This is a genomic window from Aquibacillus rhizosphaerae (genome assembly GCF_030282825.1).
In the GTDB taxonomy this organism is placed as follows: domain Bacteria; phylum Bacillota; class Bacilli; order Bacillales; family Amphibacillaceae; genus Aquibacillus_C; species Aquibacillus_C rhizosphaerae.
On the sequence record NZ_JASTZU010000051.1, the window covers coordinates 90,961 to 114,281 of the forward strand.

23 protein-coding genes are annotated in these 23,321 nt (G+C 37.6%); 20 read left to right on the top strand and 3 right to left on the bottom strand.

The window, feature by feature from the left end:
• Window position 1: 1 nt before the first annotated feature.
• The 11 genes from purS (at window position 2) to QQS35_RS16435 (ending at window position 12,663) form a co-directional block, all read left to right on the top strand.
• Window positions 2-253 carry a phosphoribosylformylglycinamidine synthase subunit PurS gene (gene purS / locus QQS35_RS16385; RefSeq protein WP_285933330.1) on the top strand — a complete coding sequence of 84 codons (252 nt, stop codon included), beginning with the start codon at window positions 2-4 and terminating at the stop codon, window positions 251-253.
• Window positions 250-933, top strand: coding sequence for a phosphoribosylformylglycinamidine synthase subunit PurQ (gene purQ, locus QQS35_RS16390; protein WP_285933303.1), 684 nt, complete (start codon window positions 250-252; stop codon window positions 931-933). The genes purS and purQ overlap by 4 nt, the downstream gene beginning before the upstream one ends.
• Window positions 917-3,142 carry a phosphoribosylformylglycinamidine synthase subunit PurL gene (gene purL / locus QQS35_RS16395; protein ID WP_285933304.1) on the top strand — a complete coding sequence of 742 codons (2,226 nt, stop codon included), beginning with the start codon at window positions 917-919 and terminating at the stop codon, window positions 3,140-3,142. The genes purQ and purL overlap by 17 nt, the downstream gene beginning before the upstream one ends.
• Entirely contained in the window at window positions 3,118-4,530 is a 1,413-nt protein-coding gene (gene purF, locus QQS35_RS16400) for an amidophosphoribosyltransferase (RefSeq protein WP_285933305.1), read from the top strand. The genes purL and purF overlap by 25 nt, the downstream gene beginning before the upstream one ends.
• A 25-nt stretch (window positions 4,531-4,555) precedes the next feature.
• The gene (gene purM / locus QQS35_RS16405) at window positions 4,556-5,581 is read left to right on the top strand and encodes a phosphoribosylformylglycinamidine cyclo-ligase (RefSeq protein ID WP_285933306.1); all 1,026 of its coding nucleotides are present in this window, start codon (window positions 4,556-4,558) and stop codon (window positions 5,579-5,581) included.
• Window positions 5,578-6,165: a phosphoribosylglycinamide formyltransferase gene (gene purN / locus QQS35_RS16410; RefSeq protein WP_285933307.1), complete on the top strand. Its 588-nt coding sequence runs from the start codon at window positions 5,578-5,580 to the stop codon at window positions 6,163-6,165. Before purM ends, purN begins: the two co-directional genes overlap by 4 nt.
• A gap of 20 nt (window positions 6,166-6,185) precedes the next feature.
• Window positions 6,186-7,718: a bifunctional phosphoribosylaminoimidazolecarboxamide formyltransferase/IMP cyclohydrolase gene (gene purH, locus QQS35_RS16415; RefSeq protein WP_285933308.1), complete on the top strand. Its 1,533-nt coding sequence runs from the start codon at window positions 6,186-6,188 to the stop codon at window positions 7,716-7,718.
• Between the two features lie 80 nt (window positions 7,719-7,798).
• Window positions 7,799-9,061 carry a phosphoribosylamine--glycine ligase gene (gene purD, locus QQS35_RS16420; RefSeq protein WP_285933309.1) on the top strand — a complete coding sequence of 421 codons (1,263 nt, stop codon included), beginning with the start codon at window positions 7,799-7,801 and terminating at the stop codon, window positions 9,059-9,061.
• Between the two features lie 620 nt (window positions 9,062-9,681).
• Window positions 9,682-10,437, top strand: coding sequence for an ABC transporter ATP-binding protein (locus tag QQS35_RS16425; RefSeq protein ID WP_285933331.1), 756 nt, complete (start codon window positions 9,682-9,684; stop codon window positions 10,435-10,437).
• A complete protein-coding gene (locus tag QQS35_RS16430) occupies window positions 10,430-12,070 on the top strand; it encodes a hypothetical protein (protein ID WP_285933310.1) in 1,641 nt (546 codons plus the stop codon). The genes QQS35_RS16425 and QQS35_RS16430 overlap by 8 nt, the downstream gene beginning before the upstream one ends.
• 92 nt (window positions 12,071-12,162) lie before the next feature.
• Window positions 12,163-12,663 carry a hypothetical protein gene (locus QQS35_RS16435; protein WP_285933311.1) on the top strand — a complete coding sequence of 167 codons (501 nt, stop codon included), beginning with the start codon at window positions 12,163-12,165 and terminating at the stop codon, window positions 12,661-12,663.
• 233 nt (window positions 12,664-12,896) lie between these two features.
• Here QQS35_RS16435 and mce read toward each other — a convergent pair whose 3' ends face one another.
• Window positions 12,897-13,313: a methylmalonyl-CoA epimerase gene (gene mce, locus QQS35_RS16440; protein WP_285933312.1), complete on the bottom strand. Its 417-nt coding sequence runs from the start codon at window positions 13,311-13,313 to the stop codon at window positions 12,897-12,899.
• A 208-nt stretch (window positions 13,314-13,521) separates the two neighbouring features.
• Between mce and moaA the strand changes: the two genes are divergently transcribed.
• Both moaA and QQS35_RS16450 read left to right on the top strand, forming a co-directional pair.
• Complete coding sequence (gene moaA / locus QQS35_RS16445; RefSeq protein ID WP_285933313.1) at window positions 13,522-14,538, top strand: GTP 3',8-cyclase MoaA; 1,017 nt, start codon at window positions 13,522-13,524, stop codon at window positions 14,536-14,538.
• Window positions 14,539-14,673: 135 nt separating this feature from the next.
• Window positions 14,674-15,135 (top strand): MogA/MoaB family molybdenum cofactor biosynthesis protein, encoded by a 462-nt coding sequence (locus QQS35_RS16450; protein WP_285933314.1) that lies wholly within the window; start codon window positions 14,674-14,676, stop codon window positions 15,133-15,135.
• Window positions 15,136-15,175: 40 nt separating this feature from the next.
• Here the strand turns inward: QQS35_RS16450 and moaC are convergent, their stop codons facing one another.
• Complete coding sequence (moaC, locus tag QQS35_RS16455; RefSeq protein WP_285933315.1) at window positions 15,176-15,667, bottom strand: cyclic pyranopterin monophosphate synthase MoaC; 492 nt, start codon at window positions 15,665-15,667, stop codon at window positions 15,176-15,178.
• A 234-nt stretch (window positions 15,668-15,901) separates the two neighbouring features.
• Here moaC and modA point away from each other — a divergent pair, with 234 nt between their 5' ends.
• Window positions 15,902-16,690: a molybdate ABC transporter substrate-binding protein gene (modA, locus tag QQS35_RS16460; protein ID WP_285933316.1), complete on the top strand. Its 789-nt coding sequence runs from the start codon at window positions 15,902-15,904 to the stop codon at window positions 16,688-16,690.
• Window position 16,691: 1 nt separating this feature from the next.
• The gene (modB, locus tag QQS35_RS16465; protein ID WP_285933317.1) at window positions 16,692-17,348 is read left to right on the top strand and encodes a molybdate ABC transporter permease subunit; all 657 of its coding nucleotides are present in this window, start codon (window positions 16,692-16,694) and stop codon (window positions 17,346-17,348) included.
• 66 nt (window positions 17,349-17,414) lie between these two features.
• Here modB and QQS35_RS16470 read toward each other — a convergent pair whose 3' ends face one another.
• The gene (locus QQS35_RS16470) at window positions 17,415-17,672 is read right to left on the bottom strand and encodes a YgaP family membrane protein (RefSeq protein ID WP_285933318.1); all 258 of its coding nucleotides are present in this window, start codon (window positions 17,670-17,672) and stop codon (window positions 17,415-17,417) included.
• Window positions 17,673-17,756: 84 nt separating this feature from the next.
• Here QQS35_RS16470 and QQS35_RS16475 point away from each other — a divergent pair, with 84 nt between their 5' ends.
• The 5 genes from QQS35_RS16475 to pcrB all read left to right on the top strand — a co-directional run bounded on the left by QQS35_RS16475 (window position 17,757) and on the right by pcrB (window position 23,312).
• Entirely contained in the window at window positions 17,757-19,499 is a 1,743-nt protein-coding gene (locus QQS35_RS16475; RefSeq protein ID WP_285933319.1) for an adenine deaminase C-terminal domain-containing protein, read from the top strand.
• 55 nt (window positions 19,500-19,554) lie between these two features.
• Window positions 19,555-20,622 carry a DUF3048 domain-containing protein gene (locus QQS35_RS16480; protein WP_285933320.1) on the top strand — a complete coding sequence of 356 codons (1,068 nt, stop codon included), beginning with the start codon at window positions 19,555-19,557 and terminating at the stop codon, window positions 20,620-20,622.
• 32 nt (window positions 20,623-20,654) lie between these two features.
• A complete protein-coding gene (locus QQS35_RS16485; protein WP_285933321.1) occupies window positions 20,655-20,969 on the top strand; it encodes a YerC/YecD family TrpR-related protein in 315 nt (104 codons plus the stop codon).
• A 354-nt stretch (window positions 20,970-21,323) separates the two neighbouring features.
• Entirely contained in the window at window positions 21,324-22,307 is a 984-nt protein-coding gene (locus QQS35_RS16490) for a Gfo/Idh/MocA family protein (RefSeq protein WP_285933322.1), read from the top strand.
• 324 nt (window positions 22,308-22,631) lie between these two features.
• On the top strand, window positions 22,632-23,312 hold the full coding sequence (pcrB, locus tag QQS35_RS16495) for a heptaprenylglyceryl phosphate synthase (protein WP_407933976.1): 681 nt from the start codon (window positions 22,632-22,634) through the stop codon (window positions 23,310-23,312).
• Window positions 23,313-23,321: the final 9 nt, after the last annotated feature.

A 23,321-nucleotide genomic window follows, 5' to 3' on the forward strand; every position in this document is an offset into this window, starting at 1 on the left:
AATGAAAAAAGTTAAAATCTATATCACATTAAAGCAAGGGGTTCTTGACCCTCAGGGGAAAGCGGTGCAAGATTCATTAAACACATTAGGTTATTCTGAGGTTTTGAATGCTCGAGTTGGTAAGTATATGGAGCTAACATTAGACGACAGTGTTGATGTTGAGAAACAAGTAGAAGATATGTGTGCAAAATTACTTGCTAATCCAGTTATTGAAGATTATCAGTACACCGTTGAGGAGGGTATTGCTCAGTGAAATTTGCAGTAATCGTATTTCCTGGATCCAATTGTGACAGAGACATGTATTACGCTGCCAAGGATGCGTTAGGAGCGGAAGCAGAATTAGTCTGGTATCAGACTGCTAATCTAGAAAACTATGATGCTATTTTAATACCAGGTGGATTTTCATATGGCGATTATTTAAGAACTGGTGCCATTGCATCTACCTCACATATTGTTAATGAGATAAAGCAACAAGCAGAGCGTGGTACACCGGTTCTAGGTGTTTGCAATGGTTTCCAAATTTTATTGGAAGCTGGTCTTTTACCTGGTGCGATGCTAAGAAATAAAAACTTGAAATTCATGTGTCACTTTGAGGAGTTAATTGTAGAAAACAGTAATACGATGTTTACTTCGGCATATGAGAGTAAGCAGATGATCTCTTTACCGATCGCTCATGGCGAAGGAAACTACTATTGTGATGATGCAACGCTTGATCAGTTAAAAGAAAATAACCAAATTGTATTTACTTATGCGAGCAATCCGAATGGATCGATAAATGATATTGCTGGAATTATTAATGAAGCAGGCAATGTACTAGGCATGATGCCACACCCTGAACGTGCGGTTGAAAGTTTACTAGGCTCTGCTGACGGTCTCGAGCTTTTTAAATCAGTTCTGAATAATTGGAGGGAAACATATGTTGCAGGCGCCTGAGATTAGCCCCGAATTAATTGAGAAAGACGGTCTTTATCGTGAAATGGGAATCACGGATGAAGAATTTCAATTAGTAAAGAAAATATTAGGTAGACTTCCTAACTTTACAGAGACAGGTATTTTTTCTGTAATGTGGTCGGAGCATTGTAGTTATAAGACTTCCAAACCAGTACTTAAAAAGTTTCCTACGAAAGCACCTCATGTTATCCAAGGACCTGGAGAAGGGGCTGGAGTCATTGATATAGGTGACGGTCAAGCGGTAGTCTTTAAGATAGAGAGTCACAATCATCCTTCTGCTGTTGAACCATACCAAGGTGCAGCTACCGGGGTTGGTGGCATTATACGTGATGTTTTTTCAATGGGAGCTAGACCAATAGCAATATTAAATTCGTTACGATTTGGCAACTTAACATCAGGACGTGTAAAGTACCTTTTTGAGGAAGTAGTGAACGGAATAGCTGGGTACGGAAATTGCGTTGGAGTACCGACTGTAGGTGGCGAAGTTCAATTTGATAATTGTTATGAGGGAAACCCTCTCGTTAATGCCATGTGTGTTGGACTAATTGATCAGAAAGATATCCAAAAAGGCATTGCAGCTGGTATAGGCAATACTGTTATTTATGCTGGAGCTCGAACAGGAAGAGATGGTATCCATGGAGCAACCTTCGCTTCTGAAGATTTGTCGGAAGAATCAGAAAGTAAACGTCCTTCTGTTCAAGTTGGCGATCCTTTTATGGAAAAACTTTTAATCGAAGCATGCTTAGAAGTAATCCACTGTGATGCGTTAGTAGGGATGCAAGACATGGGTGCCGCAGGACTTACATCATCTGCAAGTGAGATGGCTAGTAAAGCTGGTACGGGAATGGAAATGGATTTAGATTTAGTTCCACAAAGAGAATTAGATATGACGCCATATGAAATGATGCTTTCTGAATCACAGGAACGAATGCTTTTAGTCGTAGAAAAAGGTCGTGAACAGGAAATTATAGATGTTTTTCAAAAATATGGACTAGAAGCAGTTGCTGTAGGACGTGTAACGGATGACAAGCGATTCAGACTTCTTCATAAAGGTGAGGTAGCTGCAGACATTCCAGTTGATTCATTAGCTGAAGATGCACCAGTTTACCATAAGCCATCAAAAGTTCCGACGTATTTTGAAGAATTTCAAACGATGGAAGACTATTATCCGGAAGTATTAGACTTCAGTGAAACATTAAAGGCTTTGTTACAACAAACAACGATTGCGAGTAAACAGTGGGTTTATGATCAATACGATTCAATGGTTCAAACAAACACGGTTGTAACACCTGGATCCGACGCTGCGGTCTTGCGTGTTCGTGGCTTCGACAAAGCACTAGCAATGACAACGGATTGTAATTCTCGTTATATTTATTTGGATCCAGAAACAGGTGGTAAAATCGCTGTTGCAGAAGCTGCAAGAAACATTGTATGTTCTGGTGCCAAACCATTAGCTTTAACGGATGGTTTAAACTTCGGTAATCCAGATAAACCTGAAGTGTTTTGGCAAATTGAAAAAAGTGTGGACGGCATGTGTGAAGCAAGCCTAAAGTTACAGACACCTGTCATCAGTGGAAATGTATCCCTTTATAATGAATCTGGTAATCAAGCAATTTACCCAACACCAGTAGTAGGAATGGTTGGTCTTCATGAATCGTTAGATCACATTACGCCATCGTTCTTTCAGTCAAAAGGAGACGCTATTTATGTTATCGGTGAAACAAATCCTGAATTCGGTGGAAGTGAGTTGCAAAACCTATTAGAAAATGATTACTTTGGAAAAGCACCAAAAATTGATTTAGAAGTTGAAGCTAAACGACAAAACCAGTTACTTAAAGCGATTCAATCTGGCCTAGTTGCTTCTGCACACGACCTATCTGAAGGTGGCTTAGCAGTAGCACTTGCCGAAAGTTTATTTAGCAACCAGCTAGGTTGTGAAGTAGAAGTAAATGGTGATGTAACTTCTGATTTATTTAGCGAAACACAATCTCGTTTTCTCGTATCTGTGAAAGAAGAAAATCAAACAGCATTTGAAGCTTTACTAGAAGATGCGAAATCAATTGGTTATGTAACTGATAGTGGAAAACTATCCGTTTCGCAATCTTCTAAAACAATTATTGAGGAACCAGCTGAAAGCTTAAAAGCATTATGGAAAGGGGCTATACCATGCTTGCTGAAATCAAAGGGTTAAATGAAGAGTGCGGTGTCTTTGCAATCTGGGGTCATGAAAAAGCAGCAGAAATGACTTATTATGGTTTACATGCCCTACAGCACCGCGGTCAAGAAGGTGCTGGGATTGTCACGAGTGATGGAGAGTCACTGCATTTGCATAAAGGGAACGGATTGATTAACGAAGTTTTTGAACAGGATGAATTTTCTCGTTTAAAAGGAACAGCTGCCTTAGGTCATGTGCGCTACGCGACCCAAGGTGGTGGTGGTTATGATAACGTTCAACCACTTGTATTTCGGTCACAGAAAAAAAGTATGGCACTTGCGCATAATGGGAATTTAGTTAATGCAAATGCGCTGAAGAATCAATTAGAAGCACAAGGTAGTATTTTGCAAACGACATCGGACACAGAAGTAATCGCCCACTTAATAAAAAGAAGTGGTCATCTAGAAATGGAAGAAGCAATTGCATCGGCCTTAGGAATGATAAAAGGTGCATATGCCTTCTCGATATTAACAGAAGATCAATTATTTGTGGCGCTTGATCCTAGAGGACTGCGTCCATTGTCGATTGGAATGTTAGGCGGGGCCTATGTGGTCGCTTCAGAAACGTGTGCGTTTGATCTCATAGGTGCTACTTACATTAGAGAAGTCTTACCTGGAGAATTAATTATTATCGATGATAATGGCATGACATCAAAACGTTTTGCATCTCCATTACAACGGACGTTATGTTCGATGGAATATGTATATTTTTCTCGTCCAGATAGCGATTTAGATGGATTAAATGTCCATGCTAGCCGTAAAACAATGGGGAAACAACTAGCAATCGAATCACCAGTGGAAGCAGACGTAGTTACAGGTGTGCCAGACTCGAGTATTTCAGCTGCAATTGGCTATTCAGAAGCAACGGGAATACCTTATGAATTAGGTTTAATAAAAAATCGTTATGTTGGTCGTACATTTATTCAACCCTCCCAAGAATTGAGGGAACAAGGGGTGAAGATGAAACTATCAGCTGTACGTGGAATCGTTGAAGGAAAGCGTGTTGTGATGATTGATGATTCGATTGTGCGTGGAACGACAAGCAGAAGAATTGTACATTTGTTAAAAGAAGCTGGTGCAACAGAAGTCCATGTTCGAATTGCTTCCCCACCAATCAAAAATCCTTGCTACTATGGGATAGATACATCTAATAAAGGGGAATTAATTGCCTCTGGTAATGAGATAGAAGATATTCGTCAACTAATTGGTGCAGACAGTTTGGCATACTTAACTACGGACGGTCTAGAACAATCGATTGTAAGTGGTAGAGATTCAATTGAGCACGGTATTTGTAACGCCTGTTTTACTGGTAACTATCCAACAGAAATATACCCAGATACAGTGTTACCTGCATATAAAGATTAAAGTGACCGATAAAGGAGCTTAACTAATGAGCGAAATTTATAAACAGGCTGGTGTCGATGTTAATGCCGGCTATCAAGCTGTTGATCTAATGAAAAAGCATATAAAAAAGACAAACCGTCCAGAGGTTTTAGGTGGGGTCGGAGCATTTGCTGGTCTGTTTGACCTGTCATCGTTTTCCTATGATGAGCCGGTTTTAGTATCTGGTACTGATGGTGTTGGAACGAAACTAAAACTTGCTTTTGAAATGGATAAGCATGATACAGTTGGAATTGACCTTGTGGCAATGTGTGTCAACGATATTGTAGCACAAGGAGCAGATCCATTATTTTTCCTTGATTACATTGCTTGTGGAAAAAATGAACCTGAAAAGATGGAACAAATAGTTAAAGGAATCTCAGATGGATGTGTCGAAAGTGGTAGTGCTTTAATCGGTGGTGAAACAGCGGAAATGCCTGGGATGTATCAAGATGGTGAGTATGACTTGGCAGGATTTGTGGTTGGAATAGCGGATAAAAAACAACTAATTACAGGTGAGCATATCGAAGCTGGAGACAGTATCATAGGTATCGCTTCTAGTGGACTTCACTCCAATGGTTTTTCGTTAGTGCGAAAAATTATAGCAGAACAACAGTTAGATTTCACGAAAACGTACAAGTCCCTTGATAAGTCATTAGGTGAGGAGCTTCTGACTCCAACAAAAATTTACGTGAAGGCTCTAAAACAACTAAAACAGGATATTACAATAAAAGGGATTAGTCACATTACTGGTGGTGGATTTTATGAAAATATACCACGAGCTTTACCCGAAAATTTAGGAGCTAGAATATCAATAGGTAGTTGGGATGTTCCACCAATATATTCCTTTCTTCAAACGCAAGCAGAGCTTAGCTTCGATGACATGCTTGGTGTATTTAATATGGGAGTCGGTATGGCTGTTGTCGTGTCCCCACATGAAGCCCAAATGGCGCTTCAATTACTAGAAGATATTGGTGAAAAAGCCTCGGTCATTGGTGAAGTAATCGAAGGTCATGGGGTGGTTATAAATAAATGAACAAAACCAAAATAGCCGTTTTCGCCTCAGGAACTGGCAGTAACTTTGATTCCATTATGAAAGAAATTGAATTGGGCAATCTTGATTGTCAGGTAATGTTAGTTGTTTGTGATAAACCAGAAGCAAAGGTACTAGGTAAAGCAAAAGTCTATCAAGTACCTTCCTTTTCTTTTAACCCGAAACAATATCAGAATAAAGCAGACTTTGAAAAAGAGATTGTTATAAAATTAGCTGAACTAGGGGTAGAGTGGATAATTTTAGCCGGCTATATGCGCTTAATTGGTACAACTTTATTAGAGGCATATGAATCTAAAATTATTAACATACATCCTTCCCTTTTACCTGCTTTTCCAGGTAAGGACGCGATTGGGCAAGCAGTTGAGTTGGGGGTTAAAATAACAGGTGTTACGATTCATTTCGTTGACGAAGGAATGGATACAGGTAAAATCATTGAACAAGAAGCGGTGCGTGTTCAAAAAAATGAAAACCGTGAATCATTACAAAAACGGATACAAGCAATCGAACATCAACTATTTCCAAAAACAATACAAGCATTAATTTCAGAAAAAGACTGTCTAGGATGACAGGAAAGGGGAGCAAGAACTTGAAAAAAAGAGCATTATTAAGCGTATCTGATAAAAGTAATCTTGTGGAATTTGCGCAAGGATTAGATAAATTAGGCTATGAGTTGATTTCTACTGGAGGTACGTTGAAAGCGTTGAAACAAGCTGGATTACCAGCAATACCTGTTTCTGCTGTAACTAACTTTGATGAAATTTTAGATGGAAGAGTAAAAACACTACATCCTTTTATACATGCAGGTCTACTTGCTAAACGTGATGATGCGTCTCACCAACAACAATTACAAGAACGTGATATTCAACCAATTGATTTGGTTGTTGTGAACCTTTATCCTTTCAAGCAAACGATTGAACAAGAAGGTGTAACAGAAGAGCAGGCAATAGAAAACATCGATATTGGTGGTCCGACAATGCTGCGTTCAGCTGCGAAAAACTTTAACGATGTTACCGTTGTTGTTGATCCTGAAGATTATCCTGCTGTATTAGATCAGTTTAACGAAGACACAGGGGATTTTGAATTTCGTAAAAAGTTAGCTGCAAAAGTATTTAGACATACAGCTAATTATGATGCGATGATTGCTAACTACTTAACTACCATTACCGGTGAAACTGATCCAGAAACTTATACGATTACATATGAGAAAGTGCAATCATTACGTTACGGTGAAAACCCACACCAAGCAGCAGCTTTTTATCAAGAGGCGAGTGTAAAAGGCGCATCGATTGCCAATGCAAAACAGTTACATGGGAAAGAGCTCTCCTATAATAATATTCAAGATGCTAATGCCGCACTAGAAATAGTGCTTGAATACAGCAACCCAGCTGCTGTGGCAGTCAAACATATGAATCCTTGCGGGGTAGGAATTGGTAATACAATCTCTGAAGCATACGCAAAAGCTTATGAAGCTGACCCAGTCTCTATCTTCGGTGGAATTGTCGCTTTAAATCGTGAAGTAGATGAAGAGACGGCTGACCAATTAAAAAATATCTTTTTAGAAATTGTTATTGCACCATCGTTCTCGAAGAAAGCAATTGAACTATTAACCGTAAAACCAAATATTCGTTTACTTGAAACCCCAATGGAATATGCAGGATCAGATACGAAAAAAGTAGTAAGTGTCGTGGGTGGTTTACTCGTTCAAGACAGGGATAACGGATCAGTGACAGAAACAGATATTACCATACCGACTGAAAGAAAGCCAGATGAGAAAGAATTAGCTGAATTACTATTTGCTTGGAAAGTAGTCAAGCATGTGAAGTCGAATGCAATTGTTGTTGCAAAAGCTGATCAAACGTTAGGAGTAGGTGCAGGGCAAATGAATCGTGTTGGGGCTGCCAAAATTGCCTTTGAACAAGCAGCAGAGAAAGCAAAAGGTGCGGTAATGGCGTCTGATGCATTTTTCCCAATGCCGGACACGGTTGAAGCAGCAGCGGAAGCGGGAATAACTGCGATTATTCAGCCTGGTGGCTCCAAGCGTGATCAAGATTCGATTGATGCTTGTAATAAGCATGGAATCACAATGGTATTTACTGGGATGCGCCACTTTAAGCATTAAAAAATCCTATTAGTAGATTGACTATCCGGTGTGATGACTGCAAATTTAAATGGTTTGTAGATGGATAAGGAGGGGACCCCTTGAACGTTTTAGTAATTGGTAGTGGTGGTCGTGAACACAGTATTGTAAAAAAGCTAGCGCAGAGCGAACAGGTAAGTGAAATATATGCCGCTCCAGGAAATGGCGGAATTGCAGCAGAGGCTACGTGTATTAATATTAACGATAATCAAGTAGAAGAACTAGTAGCTTTTGCTAAGAGAAATTTGATTGATTGGACGATTGTTGGACCGGAAGTACCATTACTTGCAGGAGTTGTAAATGCCTTTAAAGCAGAAGGATTACAAGTATTTGGTCCAACCAAAGAAGCTGCGCTGATTGAAGGAAGTAAAGATTTTGCTAAATCTATCATGAAAAAATATAGTATCCCGACTGCAGATTATCAAACCTTTACAGATATAGAAGAGGCAAAACAATACATCAATCAAAAAGGTGCTCCAATTGTTATTAAAGCAGACGGGTTAGCGGCAGGAAAAGGTGTAGTTGTTGCAACTAATTTGAATGAAGCACTAGAAGCAGTGGAAATGATGCTTGTTGACAATAAGTTTGGAGAGGCAGGAAGTCAGGTAGTAATTGAAGAGTTTTTAGATGGAAAAGAGTTTTCATTAATGGCTTTCGTCAATGGGGAAAAAGTCTACCCCTTACTTCCTGCTAGAGATCATAAACGTGCTTTTGACAATGATCAAGGCCCTAATACAGGTGGAATGGGAGCATTTTCTCCAGTACCGGACCTAAATCAAAAAGACGTTGATTATGCGGTCGAACATATTCTTAAACCTACTGCGAAAGGTATGATTGAAGAGGGTCGTTCGTTTACAGGAATATTATATGCTGGTCTAATTGAAACGGATCAAGGACCTAAAGTGATAGAATTTAATGCTAGATTAGGAGATCCGGAAACACAAGTAGTATTACCACTTCTAAAAAATGACCTTATTCAAGTAATTAGCGATGTAACTGCTGGTTTGGATCCTGGACTTGAGTGGGAAGATGCTTATTGTATTGGAACGGTGGTAGCTTCTGAAGGTTACCCAGGATTATATAAAAAAGAAGTTATGTTACCTGAGTTAAGTCCATCAGATGATAGCTTTGTCATTCATGCAGGAACTGGCCAAGACCAAGTCGGGAATTACTACTCGACAGGTGGGCGAGTACTATTAGTAGGTTCTGTGCAAAAAGAATCCCAAGAAGCACAGAAACATATTTATAATTACTTAAAAGTATTTGACAGTAATGATTCGTTCTTTTACCGCTCAGACATTGGGTTTAGCAAAGTGAATAAATAATGGGTTAAGATACGCGCAGTTGGATTATATTTCAGAATCCAATCTGCGCTTTTTTTGTTTTGGCAGTTTTTTAAAAGTTTTATGTTTATGACAGATAATATAAAGTTTTCACTAACAGCTATGTTGATTTTTGCTCCGGGCAGTCGCTTTCCGCGGGCACGGATTCAGCTAACTCAGAAGAAGACCACTTCTGAGTGGATCTTCAGCTCGCGCTGTTCACGAAGGAGTCGACTACCCTAAACTGCAATCAACAATCTAATGTGAGTAGTGTTCTTTTATTTACTGACGTTATATATAAAGCACTATATCTATACCTATACTAGGCTAAATGCACGACTCACCTCTCTCATGAATTATTAGGCTTATTTTTCCGTAGCGCTGTATTAACCACTCATCTTAAATAAAATGCAAGGAAGTTACGATAAAGTTATTGCAGACTTTCTATCAAGTTTGTCGGTTGTAAAGTAACAATATTTATAAAAAATGCCTATGTTATTAATTCATTATTCATAGGAACATAAAAGGAAAAATATGTTAGAGTATAAGGTAACAAAGATAAATAGAAGGTGATTATAATCGAAACAAGTCAGCAAAAAGTCATTTCATTAAAAAAACTGACAATGAATTATGGTGGTAACCGAGTATTAACAGGTGTTGACCTTGATGTTTACCAAGGTCAAATTATTGGTTACATAGGGCCAAATGGCGCTGGTAAAAGCACTACCGTTAAAATCATGCTTGGGCTGGTTGATGGGTATCGCGGGTCCGTTGAGATTTTTGATCAGGATATAGCAAATGGAGATCAAGCATATAAGCAAAGGATCGGATATGTTCCAGAAGGTGGCGATCTTTATGACAACCTAACCGCCTGTGAATACTTGACTTTTACCGGTAGATTATACGGATTAAATGAACAGGAAGCAGAATATAAAGCTAGTAGATTAATAGAAAAGTTTGGGTTAGAAGATGTGTTCCATACAAGGATTTCCGCATACTCTAAGGGGATGAAACAAAAGGTATTGATCATTGCTAGCTTGCTACATGATCCTGATATTATTTTTCTAGATGAACCTCTAAACGGGTTAGATGCCAATAGTGTCATGATAATTAAAGAAATTCTCTCCCAACTAGCAGAGGAAGGGAAAACAATCTTTTACTCTTCACACATTATGGATGTAGTAGAGAAAATTAGTAATCGTATTATATTGCTTGCGGACGGCAAAGTAATAGCTGATGGCAGCTTTGAGGATTTAAGACAGAAAAATAAAGAAGGTACTTTAGAAGAAATTTTTAACCAATTAACAGGATTTAATCAACATAAACAAATTGCAGATGATATTGTTTCCATCGTAAAAGAGGTGGAAGGTGATGCATAATTTTCTGTCCTTAAAAATACTAGATAAATGTGAGCGTATGTTTAGTACATTTGGCATTGATTATAACCTCATGAGACAAATCCTTCAGGTAAAATTAACGATGGATCAAAGACGCGTGCCGACTATTTTTAATCAGAACGCTAAACAAGAAACAAAAAACCAATTTTTGAAGTCGTTAGGGTTATATGCGCTTTATGGTTTAATCTTAATTCCGTTTATTGTGTTTGGTGAAAACTATATATTTCAAATGGGGATAGTATTTGGAATTGCTATGTTTATGCTGATGATGTCAATGATCTCAGACTTTTCAACGGTCTTACTTGATATTAGAGACAAAACTATTTTAGATACGAAACCAATTTCTGATAAGACAGTTAGTGTAGCTAAAATGGTGCATGTCTGCATTTATATGACACAACTAACAGGGGCCTTTGCACTAATTCCATTAGTTGTTGGACTATTTACCCAAGGTATATTATTTACACTTATTTTTATCGTTGAATTGGTATTAATGGGACTATTTATTGTTGTATTAACAGCACTGATATATATATTTATCTTGCGTTTTTTCAGTGGAGAACGGTTAAAGGATATTATTAACTACGTACAAATTCTATTATCTATTTCCATTATAGTTGGGTATCAGATTGTAGCTAGATCTTTTGAGTTTGTGGAATTAGATGTATCTTTCACCTTTCAGTGGTGGCATGTACTGATTCCACCGATTTGGTTTGGAGCACCATATGAACTTATACTTAATCAGCAGCTATCGAACACAAATATAGTCTTGTCACTACTTGTATTACTCATTCCCATCCTATCGATTTTTATTTATGCACGTTTAGTTCCATCTTTTGAACGAAACTTACAAAAACTATTAAACAATAGCGGGACTAATAAAAAGAAAAGAATGCGTATAAATCAGGTTTGGCAACGACTAGTTTGTAGAAGTGAGTTAGAAAAAACTTTTTTCCAGTTTTCTTCCTTAATTCTAAAGCAGGAGAGAGAGTTTAAATTAAAGGTTTATCCTTCTTTAGGTATGGGGATTGTTTTTCCTTTTATCTTTCTGTTCAGTTACATAAGTACTAATAGTTTTGAAGAGTTGAGTTCTAGTAAGCTATACGTAACGATTCATTTTTGCAATCTAATTATTTTAACAGTCGTACACATGCTAAGGTATTCTAGCAATTACAAGGCGGCATGGATTTACCAAACGGCACCAATTAATAATAAATTTGTTATTTACCGGGCGACATTAAAAGCGTTTCTAGTTAAACTATATATCCCTATATTTGGATTGGTAAGTATTATTTTCATAGCAATTTTCTCCTATCAAATCATACCAGATTTAATAATCGTATTCTTAACAGCATTACTCATAACAATCATAACTTACAGATTAATAAATAATAAGGTATATCCTTTTTCAGAATCATTTGCATTTGCGCAGGATTCAAGTACAACTGCAATAACCTTTTTAATTATGTTCATCATCGCAATATCGGCAGGTGTACATTTCATGATTACAACTATTCCATTTGGAATTTATGCATATGGTGTTATTTTATTTGTTGCAAACTTAATTTCTTGGAAAAAGATATTACCGACAAAAGTAGCTATATCAAAAAGGTAGATTTCTGCCCATTATTGCTTTAGGTAGTAGCGGAATTCCATTTCCTGAATAGGTTAATCGTGTAGATGATTTAAGAGGGAGGAGCAACACGTATGCTAAACAGAAATCACGGTTCTAATCCATATGGAAATAATCCGCATTGGAATCAACAGCCATATCCGCAACATTTTGAAGGACAAATGCCAGGCCCAGTTGGAGGAGGTTGGAATCAACAGCCATATCCACCAAACTTTGAGGGACCCCTACCAGGCCCAGTTGGAGGAGGCTGGAATCAACAGCCATACCCACCAAACTTTGAGGGACCGCTACCAGGCCCAGTTGGAGGAGGCTGGAATCAACAGCCATACCCACCAAACTTTGAGGGACCGCTACCAGGCCCAGTTGGAGGAGGTTGGAATCAACAGCCATATCCACCAAACTTTGAGGGCCCTCTACCAGGCCCAGTTGGAGGAGGCTTTAATCAACAGCCATACCCACCAAACTTTGAGGGGCCACTACCAGGGCCGGTCGGAGGGGGCTGGAATCAACAGCCGTTTTCACCCAATCATAATACACCTTCACTAGGTTCCAATTATAACGACTGGGAATCTTAAATACCTGAAAATACTAAATAAAGGTTGAAGCAGAAAAGGATAGTCGGTACTACCGATTATCCTTTTTCTTTGTGAGTACAATATAAAGTCTTCCATAAATGACACTTCTAGATTATCTTCGTCCAGATCCAGCGCCTCCCCGAGGCTGTTAATTCTTAATGTACCTAGGTGAGCGCAAAAAAAGAAATGCTACAACTTTTTAAAATCATCATAGGAACAAGAGCTTTTCTATTTTATTTAGTTGGATAATCACAATATTCAATGATTGTTCCTTCTGTATCAGCAGGATTTAAATATATTAAACGCCTACCGTGCTTGTTTATGCGAAGTGTTTCTTCCAGTACTCGTATGCCAGACTGTTTAAGATCAATTAACGCGTCATCCAAATTATCTACTCGATAGGCGATATGGTGAACACCTTTCCCCTTTTGTTTGATAAACCGAGCTATCGGTGATGTTGTGTTATTGGTAGGAGCCAATAATTCAGTTCGGGTTCCGTTGACATCTACGATGGCAATTTCGCTTTCAACCCCTTTTGCATCACTTTTATATTGGTCAATAACCGTAGCGCCTAATATGTCTTTGTAAAAGGCAATACTCTCATCCATGTTTCTTACGGCAACTCCAATGTGGTCAAGTGTCTTTTCCATGTGAAATCTCCTCTGAGTTTAGAATAAATCAATTTTAACATAGAGGAACATGCATGAACACGCGAGTGTACTCCACCAGTTTTGGCTTCCGGATAAGTTGAGAATTTAAGCGATTTCTGTTATTCTAAAGGTTATACCTTTATTAGTCAGATAATTCTAAATTATAGAGTGTATCTGATTGGTTACTATACTTTTGGGAGAGAATCAAATGAAAAAAGCAATGGTGCAAGATAAATTCAATCGACCTCTTCAAGATTTGCGTATTTCAGTGATTGATCGTTGTAATTTTAGGTGCACCTACTGTATGCCGAAGGAGATTTTCGGAAAAGATTTTGCTTTTTTACCGCAGGATCAGTTACTTTCTTTTGATGAAATAGAAAGGCTTGTAAAAATATTTGCGGAACTTGGTGTAAAAAAAATCAGGTTAACAGGTGGAGAACCGCTGTTAAGAAAAGACTTGTCGATATTAATTGAAAAAATAAATCAAATAGATGGTATTGAAGATATAGCGCTAACAACAAATGCAGTACACCTTGTTAAGCAAGCAAAAGCTTTAAAACAATCTGGATTACAACGGATCAATGTAAGCCTTGATGCACTTAATCCAGAAACGTTTAAGGCTATTAACGACCGTGGTGTTAGTCCCGATTGGGTAATAAAAGGTATTGATGCCGCTATCGATGCAGGCTTAGAAGTTAAGGTGAATATGGTTGTTAAAAAAGGTATGAATGAAGATGAAATCCTACCAATGGCTTCATTTTTTAAGGAACGTGGTATAACGTTACGTTATATTGAGTTTATGGATGTTGGTCAATCGAATGGTTGGGACTTTTCAAAAGTAATTACAAAAAAACAAATACTTGATGAGCTATCGAGTAAGTTTGAGTTAGAACCTGTCGAACGAGATTATTTCGGTGAAGTTGCAAAAAGGTATCGCTACAAGGGGACAGACACAGAGGTTGGGTTTATCACTTCTGTATCAGAGTCATTTTGCTCTAGTTGTACTAGAGCGAGAATTGCAGCCGATGGTAAATTCTTCACCTGCTTATTTGCGACAGAAGGTTTTGATCTTAGACAATTGGTTCGCTCAGGTAAAACTGATCAAGAAATGGATGAAGAAATTAGAGCGATATGGGGCCAACGTACAGACCGTTATTCTGATGAGCGAACAGAGGAATCTGTGAAGAATAGAAAGAAAATTGAAATGTCTTATATTGGTGGATAATTTGTTCTTTAAATAGGGAAGTTCAAGTGGTGTGAACAAGAATCAAAAGTAGACTTATTTAAAGTTGAAAGAAGTTGGTAAAAATTGTTAAAAAATCACAGGAAAATATCTCCAAGGTCAGTAGCATGCAAAGTAGTGACGGTAAGTGATACAAGAACAGAGGCTACGGATAAAAGCGGTCAGCTGATTAAAGAGTTACTATTAGAAAGCGGGCATCAAGTAAAGAGTTATCAAATTGTTCGTGATGATATTTCTGAGATTAACACAGCGGTTACACATGGAATAAACGAGAATGCAATTGATGCAGTCATTATTAATGGTGGGACAGGTATTGCAAAACGTGACGTAACAATTGAAGCTGTTCGCACGTTGTTAGATAAAGAGCTTCCTGGATTTGGTGAAATTTTTCGATATTTGAGCTATGAGTTAGATATCGGTTCTGCTGCAATTATGTCTCGGGCGTTAGCTGGTGTAGCACGTGAAACAGCACTATTTTCGATACCTGGATCATCCGGTGCTGTTAAACTCGCGATGGAGAAGTTGATTTTACCTGAGATGGGTCATATCGTCATGGAGTTAAGAAAAGATATGGAATAACTGCATGGAACCTGATTAATAAAAGGACAACTAGCCAGTGCTAGTTGTCCGATCTTTTATAGTCACCGCTTTTTCCGCCGGTTTTTTCCAATAAATACGTAGAGCCAATAATCATACCTTTATCAACTGCTTTACACATGTCATAGACTGTTAATGCAGTTACAGAAGCTGCTGTTAGTGCCTCCATTTCAACACCTGTGCTCCCTTTAGTTTTTACTTCTACCGTAATCATTAGTTCCCATTTATCTTGCTCTATTTGTTGCCAATCAAAGGAAATATCTAGTCCACTAAGTGGAAGTGGATGACACATTGGTATTATGGTTGATGTTTGTTTGGCGGCCATTACACCAGCAACTTGTGCAACGGCTAATACATCACCTTTGCCGATTTCATGTTTCGTTATTTTTTGATAGATAGACTTGTTTACAATGATACTAGAATGTGCAATTGCTCTACGGTAGCTATCCTTTTTGTCGGTTATATCTACCATTTTAGCTCTACCTTGCTCATTTATATGTGTAAATTCAGACAATTGCTTCACCTCAAATAGAAATTTGATTCCATTATAACAAAAACACAGCTGTTTATCCTGTGCCTATACAGTCATTTCTTACTAGAAGATGGTATAATAAACTTTTATATTGTTTAAACGCTGATGGAAGTGACATGTTTAAAGAAATACTTTATGTAAGCTTTGTTGCTTGATACTTTACTTCCGTAGTTAGTTAAACAACAATAATCTTAAAGAAATGAAAGGTCGAATGTTATGCACAGAAGGATGTATCTTTATCTTTCAATTATTATTATGCTAATTTTTATAACGGGTTGTTCTTCTGGAACGGATGAAAATGATGAAAAGACGGAGCTAACTATTTCTGTCGCTGCAAGCATGGTTGATGCTATGGAACAAGTCAGTGCTAGTTTTGAACAAGAACATAAAGAAATTGATATTTTAATAAATGCAGGTTCATCAGGGGCTTTGCAGCAACAAATAATAAAAGGTGCTCCTGTGGATCTTTTTCTATCAGCATCTGCTACGAAGTTTGATTTGTTATTAGAAAAACAATTAATAAATGAAACGTATTATACGAATGTATTAGAAAATGAATTGGTGTTGATCAAGCCAACAGGTGCAGAAATTGATTTGAATTCAATAGAAGAATTACTAGATGAGCAAGTGGAAAAAGTTGCTATAGGAACGACAGAGACGGTGCCGGCAGGTGAATACGCAAAACAATCGCTTGAAAATATGTCTTTGTATGAAAAAATAGAAGGGAAATTAATCCCTGCTAAAGATGTTCGTCAAGTACTTAATTATGTAGAAACAAACAACGTACAAGCTGGGATTGTATATAAAACAGATGCTGCTATATCAGAATCAGTTGAAATAGTAACGACATTCAGTAATGATACACACACATCAATTATATATCCGCTAGGGATATTAAAATCAACAAAACAAGTAGAGGAAGCTATGTTATTTTATGAGTTTATAAATTCAGATACAGCCTTACAAATATTTGAGGAGTATGGGTTTAAACCCATAGGTGAATAATATGTTAACCTCATCTTTTTGGCATCCAATCCAGCTATCTTTATTTGTCGCGGCATGTGCATTACTTGTTGTTGTTGTTACCGGTTTAGTAATAGGCTGGTTGATGTCTAGAAAACAATTTAAAGGTAAAACAACCATCGAAACGTTGTTAATTCTCCCAATCGTTTTACCACCAACAGTGATTGGTTTTTTATTAGTCATTGCTTTTGGGAATAATGGTCCGGTTGGGCGTTTGTTCTATAGTCTTTTCCAGCAATCAATCATGTTCACAGTAGGTGCTGCAATCTTAGCGTCTATTGTTGTATCGTTTCCGCTAATGTATCAATCAGTAAAAACAGGCTTTGAATCTATTCCTAAAGACATAGAAGACGCGGCTCGGGTTGATGGAGCAAGTGAATGGACTGTATTTCGTTATATTTCCATTCCACTTTGTTATAGAGCGATTATCTCGGGTATTGTTTTAAGTTTTGCCAGAGCTTTAGGTGAATTTGGGGCGACAATTATGTTTGCCGGAAACATTCCAGGTAAAACACAAACTATTCCAACTGCAATATATGTAGCGTTTGAATCAAATCAAATGAAGTTAGCATGGGCGTGGGTAATCTCTATCATATTTATCTCTTATGTGATGTTATTTATGTTACGTAGAAATAAGTGAGCATAAGATATAGTTAAACGAGAAAAAACTAATAAGACGTACAATCGAATGTACGTCTTTAATTATTCAGGAAGGGTTGATAGGACTAATCGTTTCATTATCCTGATTGCTATTTTCATTGGTCATGGTGCGATTAATAACATCTGTTACTGGGCAATATCTGACAATACCTTCAGCCACTTTCAGTGCTGCCATGCTAGTTAACAACATAGAATTTTTTTCCCATGGCTTGCGGGTCATTCGCACACTTGCGTAAGATAAGAATGTTAGTCCACAAGTGATACGTATAAGTGCATTTAAAGTACCGATATTCTGTCTAATCAAAAATTTCACCGTCCTTTCAAAACGTTGGTGCCGTTTGTGTTGAGATGTGTTATGATAGAAAAAAACAAGTTGAGGAGAATTACAATGAATGAGCATCTATATCGATGGAGAAACCGTGAGTTGAGAGAACATGTTGCTGTCATTGATGGTAAGTTCGCTCCGACTCTTTTGCTCAAAAATACGACTTATTTGAATGTGTTTCTAAAGCAATGGATAAAAGCACATATATGGATATATCAAGATCGAATTGTTTATGTTGGTGATCGTCTACCCGAAAATATAATGAACACCGAAATCATAAACTGTGAAAACCAATATATAGTACCAGGATACATTGAGCCACATGCTCACCCATTTCAATTATATAATCCCCACCAATTAGCCAAGTATGCATCACAAACAGGAACTACTACTTTGATGAATGATAATTTACTGTGGCTTTATTTAACGACGCAAAAGAAAGCGTTTGCAGTGATGGAAGATTTTATGAAACTTCCTGTATCCGTGTATTGGTGGGCTAGGTTTGACTCGCAAACTTTGCTCAAGGAAGAACAAGAGTATTTTAATAATGGAAACGTATTGGCTTGGCTTAATCATGAAGCGGTTGTTCAAGGAGGAGAATTAACTTCTTGGCCACAAGTTTTAGAAGACGATGATCGCATTCTATATTGGATGCAAGAGGCTAGACGTATCGGTAAACCAATCGAAGGTCATTTTCCCGGAGCTTCTGAAAAGACCCTTGTGAAAATGAAGTTATTAGGGGTAAGCGCAGACCATGAGGCGATGACTGGTAAGGAAGTGTATGACCGTATGCGGCTTGGTTATCAAGTTAGTATGAGGCATTCTTCTATTCGACCAGATTTAGCAAAGATTCTTTCCGAGTTACAAGAATTAGGTGTTACTAATTATGACATGTTAACACTAACAACAGATGGATCTACTCCTGCATTTTATGAAAACGGAATGATTAACCAGTGTATCAAAATTGCTATTGAACAAGGGGTACCAGTCATTGAAGCATATATGATGGCAAGCTATAACGCTGCGAAGCATTTTAATATGCACGAGCGACTTGGAGCAATTGCGCCGGGACGCGTCGCCCATTTAAATATATTAGATGCAAAAGATAACCCAAAGCCTACTTCAGTAATAGCAAAGGGTAAATGGTTAAGAAAAGAAGGCGTTTCTGTTGATAATATGGGTGAAGTCAATTGGTTTAAGTATGGAATACACCGCTTGAAAATTAATTGGGAGTTAGAAATAAATGATTTACAATTTTCGATGCCTATCGGGATGGAAATGGTTAATGACGTGATAATTAAGCCGTACCCAGTTTCAATTGATGCTAATGTCGACTGCATTGAAGGAGATGGTGAGGAATCTTTCTTAATGCTGATTGATCGTAATGGGGAATGGCGAGTGAATACGATTATTAAAGGATTTACAAAAACATTAGGAGGACTGGTAAGCTCTTATTCTACTACGGGTGATTTTGTATTTATTGGTAAGAGTAAACAGGATTTAGCTATCGCTTTTAAACGTATGAAAGAGATTGGTGGAGGTATCGTTCTTGTAAATGAAGGTGAAATCATTTATGAACTACCCTTAACTCTTTCTGGTATGATGTACGATGGTGAACTAGAAACGCTAATTGAGAAAGATAAGCAACTTAAAGAGACATTAAAGGCATTTGGCTATAAGTACGATGCTCCACCATACAATTTATTATTTTTATCATCTCTCCACTTACCTTTTATACGAATTACGCCACAAGGAATTGTAGATGTTAAGAAGAAAGAGGTACTATTTCCTGCTATCATGCGCTGATTTTTGGTATAATCTAAAACAGGAATAATTAATTTGGTAGAAGGTTGTGTCGATAGTGAGAAAAAAACAATATTTTTTATTATTCATCCTACTATTTTTAACAGTAGTTGCAGCATGTTCACAGGATGAACAGGTAACAGAAGAAGAACCAGACGAAAATCAACAAACAGAAGTGGAAGAACCTGTTGAACCTGCTGAACCAGAATTTGAAAATGTATATCCTTTAACCGGTGTTCCAACAAACGACGACGTGGATAATCGAATCGTTTCTGTTATGGTTAATAACGCACCTGAAGCGAGACCACAAACAGGCTTATCAAAAGCAGATATGGTTTTCGAAATATTAGCAGAAGGTAGTATTACTCGCCTCTTAGCAATGTTTCATAGTGAACAACCAGATGTGGTTGGTCCCGTTAGATCTGCCCGACCATATTACTTTAATTTAGCTGATGACTACGGAGCGCTTTATGTCCATCATGGCGCCGCAACATTTATTGAAAATATGTTAAAAGCTGGTGCAGCTGATTATATGAATGGGATGTATTATGATAACGATGGTCATTTATTTAAGCGTGAAAGTTTCCGTGTTGCACCTCATAATTCATACGCGTTGTTTGATGGAATATACGAAGTGGCTGAAGAAAAAGGTTATGATACAACAGGTGATTATGAAGCACTGTCGTTTTTAACTGAAGATGAAGTTAATTCAATTTCAGGCGATCAGGCTCAAGAGGTAAGTTTTTCTTATAACTCATCAAATCCGGTCAGCTATACGTATGATAGTGAAAATGAAGTATATCTTCGTTATAATGGAGAAGATCAGACCGTAGATTTAGATCTTGAAGATTTAACAACCGAAACACCAGTTGAACTAGATAATGTCTTTATTCTAGAAACGTATCATGAGGTTGTCGACGATCAAGGACGAAGAGAAGTTGATCTTCAGTCTGGTGGGGATGCATACTTATTGCAAAAGGGAAAAGTACAGGAGCTAGAATGGAAAAATGTTGACGGCCACATCGTTCCGTTCCAAGATGGTGAGGTAGTTCCTTTTGTACAAGGGAAAACATGGGTGAATGTCATTCCTGAAGATCCTGGTTTAGATGGTGTATCTATCAAATAATACGACCAGTAATAAGAGAGGTGTTTTCGTAAATGCAAATAGATAAGTTGCGTGGTGAACAGTTAGATCAATTATTTGATGCTATGCTTACGCTAAAAGATAGAGAAGAATATTATCGTTTTTTTGATGACATAGCAACAATGAGCGAAATTCAATCATTCGCACAACGACTACAAGTAGCGAAAATGTTACGCGAGGGTCATACCTATCACGCAATAGTTCAGGAATCTAGTGCATCAACTACTACTATTTCACGTGTGAAAAGGTGTCTTAATTATGGGAATGATGGTTACCAAATGGTGTTAGATCGTATGGATGACCAGGAAAAAGAACAAAATGACAAGTAATTGAGTCAATTTCATAATTACCTTATTCAGTCATCTGCGATAATAGGTGACACAAAATTGGTATTATGAAATTGATTAAATTAATCTATAAAGACGTCGGTGATATTCTTAATAAACCGACGTCTATTGTTTTAGCACCAGGAAATTATAGATTTAGTGTCCTGTGGATAACTGACTATTACATGTGCCACGTCCAGCTACAGCGCCTACCCGAGACAAACATCTTTGTGGTAAAGAGCACCACATAGATGCTTGTCTTAATTGCCCTAGGGTGAGCAAGGCGCCCTGCGCTTTTGTTCTACGTATTTCACAATACGGTTTTTAAAAAATGAAGTAATTGAAAGGAAAATGTATATGATTCGTTTTGGAGTAATTGGGACAAATTGGATAACGGAAAGTTTTATTCAAGCAGCATCTGAAGTAGAGGGATTTTCATTACAGGCAGTTTATTCTCGAACAGAAGAAAAAGCAAAACAATTTGCAGTGAAGATGGGTGCTCAAGCTACATTTATAGATTTGGATGCTTTTTTTCAGACAGATCAAATTGATGCTGTTTATATTGCAAGTCCAAATGCCTTACACGCTGAGCAAGCTATAAAGTGTATGAATAATGGCAAACATGTCATGGTAGAAAAGGCCATGGCATCAAACACAAAAGAAGTCAAAGCGATGGTGAAGGCAGCACAAAAAAACAACGTATTGTTGATGGAGGCACTTAAGACAACCCATCTACCAAACTTTAAAGCAGTAAAAGATAATCTACATAAGATAGGACCAGTAAGACGCTATTTTGCTAGTTATTGTCAGTATTCCTCACGCTACGATGCTTATAAAGAAGGTACTGTATTAAATGCATTTGATCCGAAATTTTCAAATGGGTCGTTAATGGATATTGGAATTTACTGTATCTATCCGATGGTCGCGTTGTTCGGAAAGCCAAAGGATCTTAAGGCTAATGCGTATATGCTAGACTCAGGAGTGGATGGGCAAGGGAGTGTTATCTTTGATTATGAGGAATTGAGTGGTGCTGTTATGTACTCGAAAATCTCGAATTCTTATATAGCCTCCGAAATTCAAGGAGAACAAGGATCAATTGTTTTGGATAACATTAGTGCACCCACTCACGTGGAAATTAAATATAAAGATGGCACAACCGAAAATATTACACAGGAACAGAAGAGTAATACAATGTATTATGAAGCGAAGGCATTTATTGATTTGATTGTTAATAATAAGGCGGAGTGTACCATTAATTCTTTTGAAAATTCATTGGTAACTGCATCGATTTTAGAAGAGGCACGTAAGCAAATTGGTGTTGTTTTTCCAGCCGATAAATAAGTTTAGTCCTAACTAGTCCTTTATGGGCTAGTTTTTGTTCTAGCATACACGAGGAAATTATAGGTTTAGTGTCCTATGGATAATTGACTATCAGCGTGTGCCACGTCCAGTTACATGAGGTCTAAGAAGAACATCTTTGTGGTAAGAGCGACACATAGATGTTCTTCTTAATTGCCCTATGGTGAGCAAGGTGCTTTTTAGCTTTTAAGAAATTAAATTTCCAAAAGATGACGAAAAGAACTTATGATTTCTTTCTAAATAGTGGCTAATTTTTGATATAATGAATCAATGGATTTAGTATTGGAGGATTTGCACGTGTATAACATGGCTGAATGGAAACATGTATTTAAATTAGATCCGAATAAAGAAATATCAGATGAGAAATTGGAAAAGATTTGTGAATCTGGGACAGATGCAGTTATTGTCGGAGGTACCGATGATGTTACTTTAGACGACGTTTTGGAATTACTAAGTCGTGTTCGGCGTTATACAGTACCTTGTGCGTTAGAAGTTTCGACCATGGATGCAATCACTCCAGGATTCGATTTTTACTATATACCGATGGTTTTGAACAGTAAGGACAAAAAGTGGATAACTGACGTTCAACACGAGGCGGTCAAGCTATTTGGTGATATCATAGATTGGCAAGAGTTATTTGTTGAAGCGTATTGTATTATGAATCCCGAGGCTAAAGCCTATCAATTCACAGATTGTTACATGCCAGACGATGAAGATGTCATTGCCTATGCGCGAATGGCTGAACATATGCTCAAGTCCCCTATATTCTATCTAGAATATAGTGGTGTCTACGGCGATGCAAACCTCGTTAAAGAAGTGAAATCAAACCTTTCTAATACACTATTATTTTATGGTGGCGGAATCCAGTCAGTAGAACAAGCAAAAGAGATGGCCAATCATGCGGATGTAATCGTAGTTGGCAATAGCATATATGATGATTTTGAAAATGCAATAAAAACCGTTGAAGCGGTTAAAGGAAATAATTAAAGGTGGTGT

What these genes read in the sequence shown, in the direction of transcription:
- purS (WP_285933330.1), top strand. Translation starts at nt 2, where the DNA reads ATGAAAAAAGTTAAAATCTATATCACATTAAAGCAAGGGGTTCTTGAC.
- purL (WP_285933304.1), top strand. Translation starts at nt 917, where the DNA reads ATGTTGCAGGCGCCTGAGATTAGCCCCGAATTAATTGAGAAAGACGGT.
- purF (WP_285933305.1), top strand. Translation starts at nt 3,118, where the DNA reads ATGCTTGCTGAAATCAAAGGGTTAAATGAAGAGTGCGGTGTCTTTGCA.
- purM (WP_285933306.1), top strand. Translation starts at nt 4,556, where the DNA reads ATGAGCGAAATTTATAAACAGGCTGGTGTCGATGTTAATGCCGGCTAT.
- purN (WP_285933307.1), top strand. Translation starts at nt 5,578, where the DNA reads ATGAACAAAACCAAAATAGCCGTTTTCGCCTCAGGAACTGGCAGTAAC.
- QQS35_RS16425 (WP_285933331.1), top strand. Translation starts at nt 9,682, where the DNA reads ATGAATTATGGTGGTAACCGAGTATTAACAGGTGTTGACCTTGATGTT.
- QQS35_RS16430 (WP_285933310.1), top strand. Translation starts at nt 10,430, where the DNA reads ATGCATAATTTTCTGTCCTTAAAAATACTAGATAAATGTGAGCGTATG.
- QQS35_RS16435 (WP_285933311.1), top strand. Translation starts at nt 12,163, where the DNA reads ATGCTAAACAGAAATCACGGTTCTAATCCATATGGAAATAATCCGCAT.
- mce (WP_285933312.1), bottom strand. Translation starts at nt 13,313, where the DNA reads ATGGAAAAGACACTTGACCACATTGGAGTTGCCGTAAGAAACATGGAT.
- moaA (WP_285933313.1), top strand. Translation starts at nt 13,522, where the DNA reads ATGAAAAAAGCAATGGTGCAAGATAAATTCAATCGACCTCTTCAAGAT.
- modA (WP_285933316.1), top strand. Translation starts at nt 15,902, where the DNA reads ATGCACAGAAGGATGTATCTTTATCTTTCAATTATTATTATGCTAATT.
- modB (WP_285933317.1), top strand. Translation starts at nt 16,692, where the DNA reads ATGTTAACCTCATCTTTTTGGCATCCAATCCAGCTATCTTTATTTGTC.
- QQS35_RS16475 (WP_285933319.1), top strand. Translation starts at nt 17,757, where the DNA reads ATGAATGAGCATCTATATCGATGGAGAAACCGTGAGTTGAGAGAACAT.
- QQS35_RS16485 (WP_285933321.1), top strand. Translation starts at nt 20,655, where the DNA reads ATGCAAATAGATAAGTTGCGTGGTGAACAGTTAGATCAATTATTTGAT.
- QQS35_RS16490 (WP_285933322.1), top strand. Translation starts at nt 21,324, where the DNA reads ATGATTCGTTTTGGAGTAATTGGGACAAATTGGATAACGGAAAGTTTT.
- pcrB (WP_407933976.1), top strand. Translation starts at nt 22,632, where the DNA reads ATGGCTGAATGGAAACATGTATTTAAATTAGATCCGAATAAAGAAATA.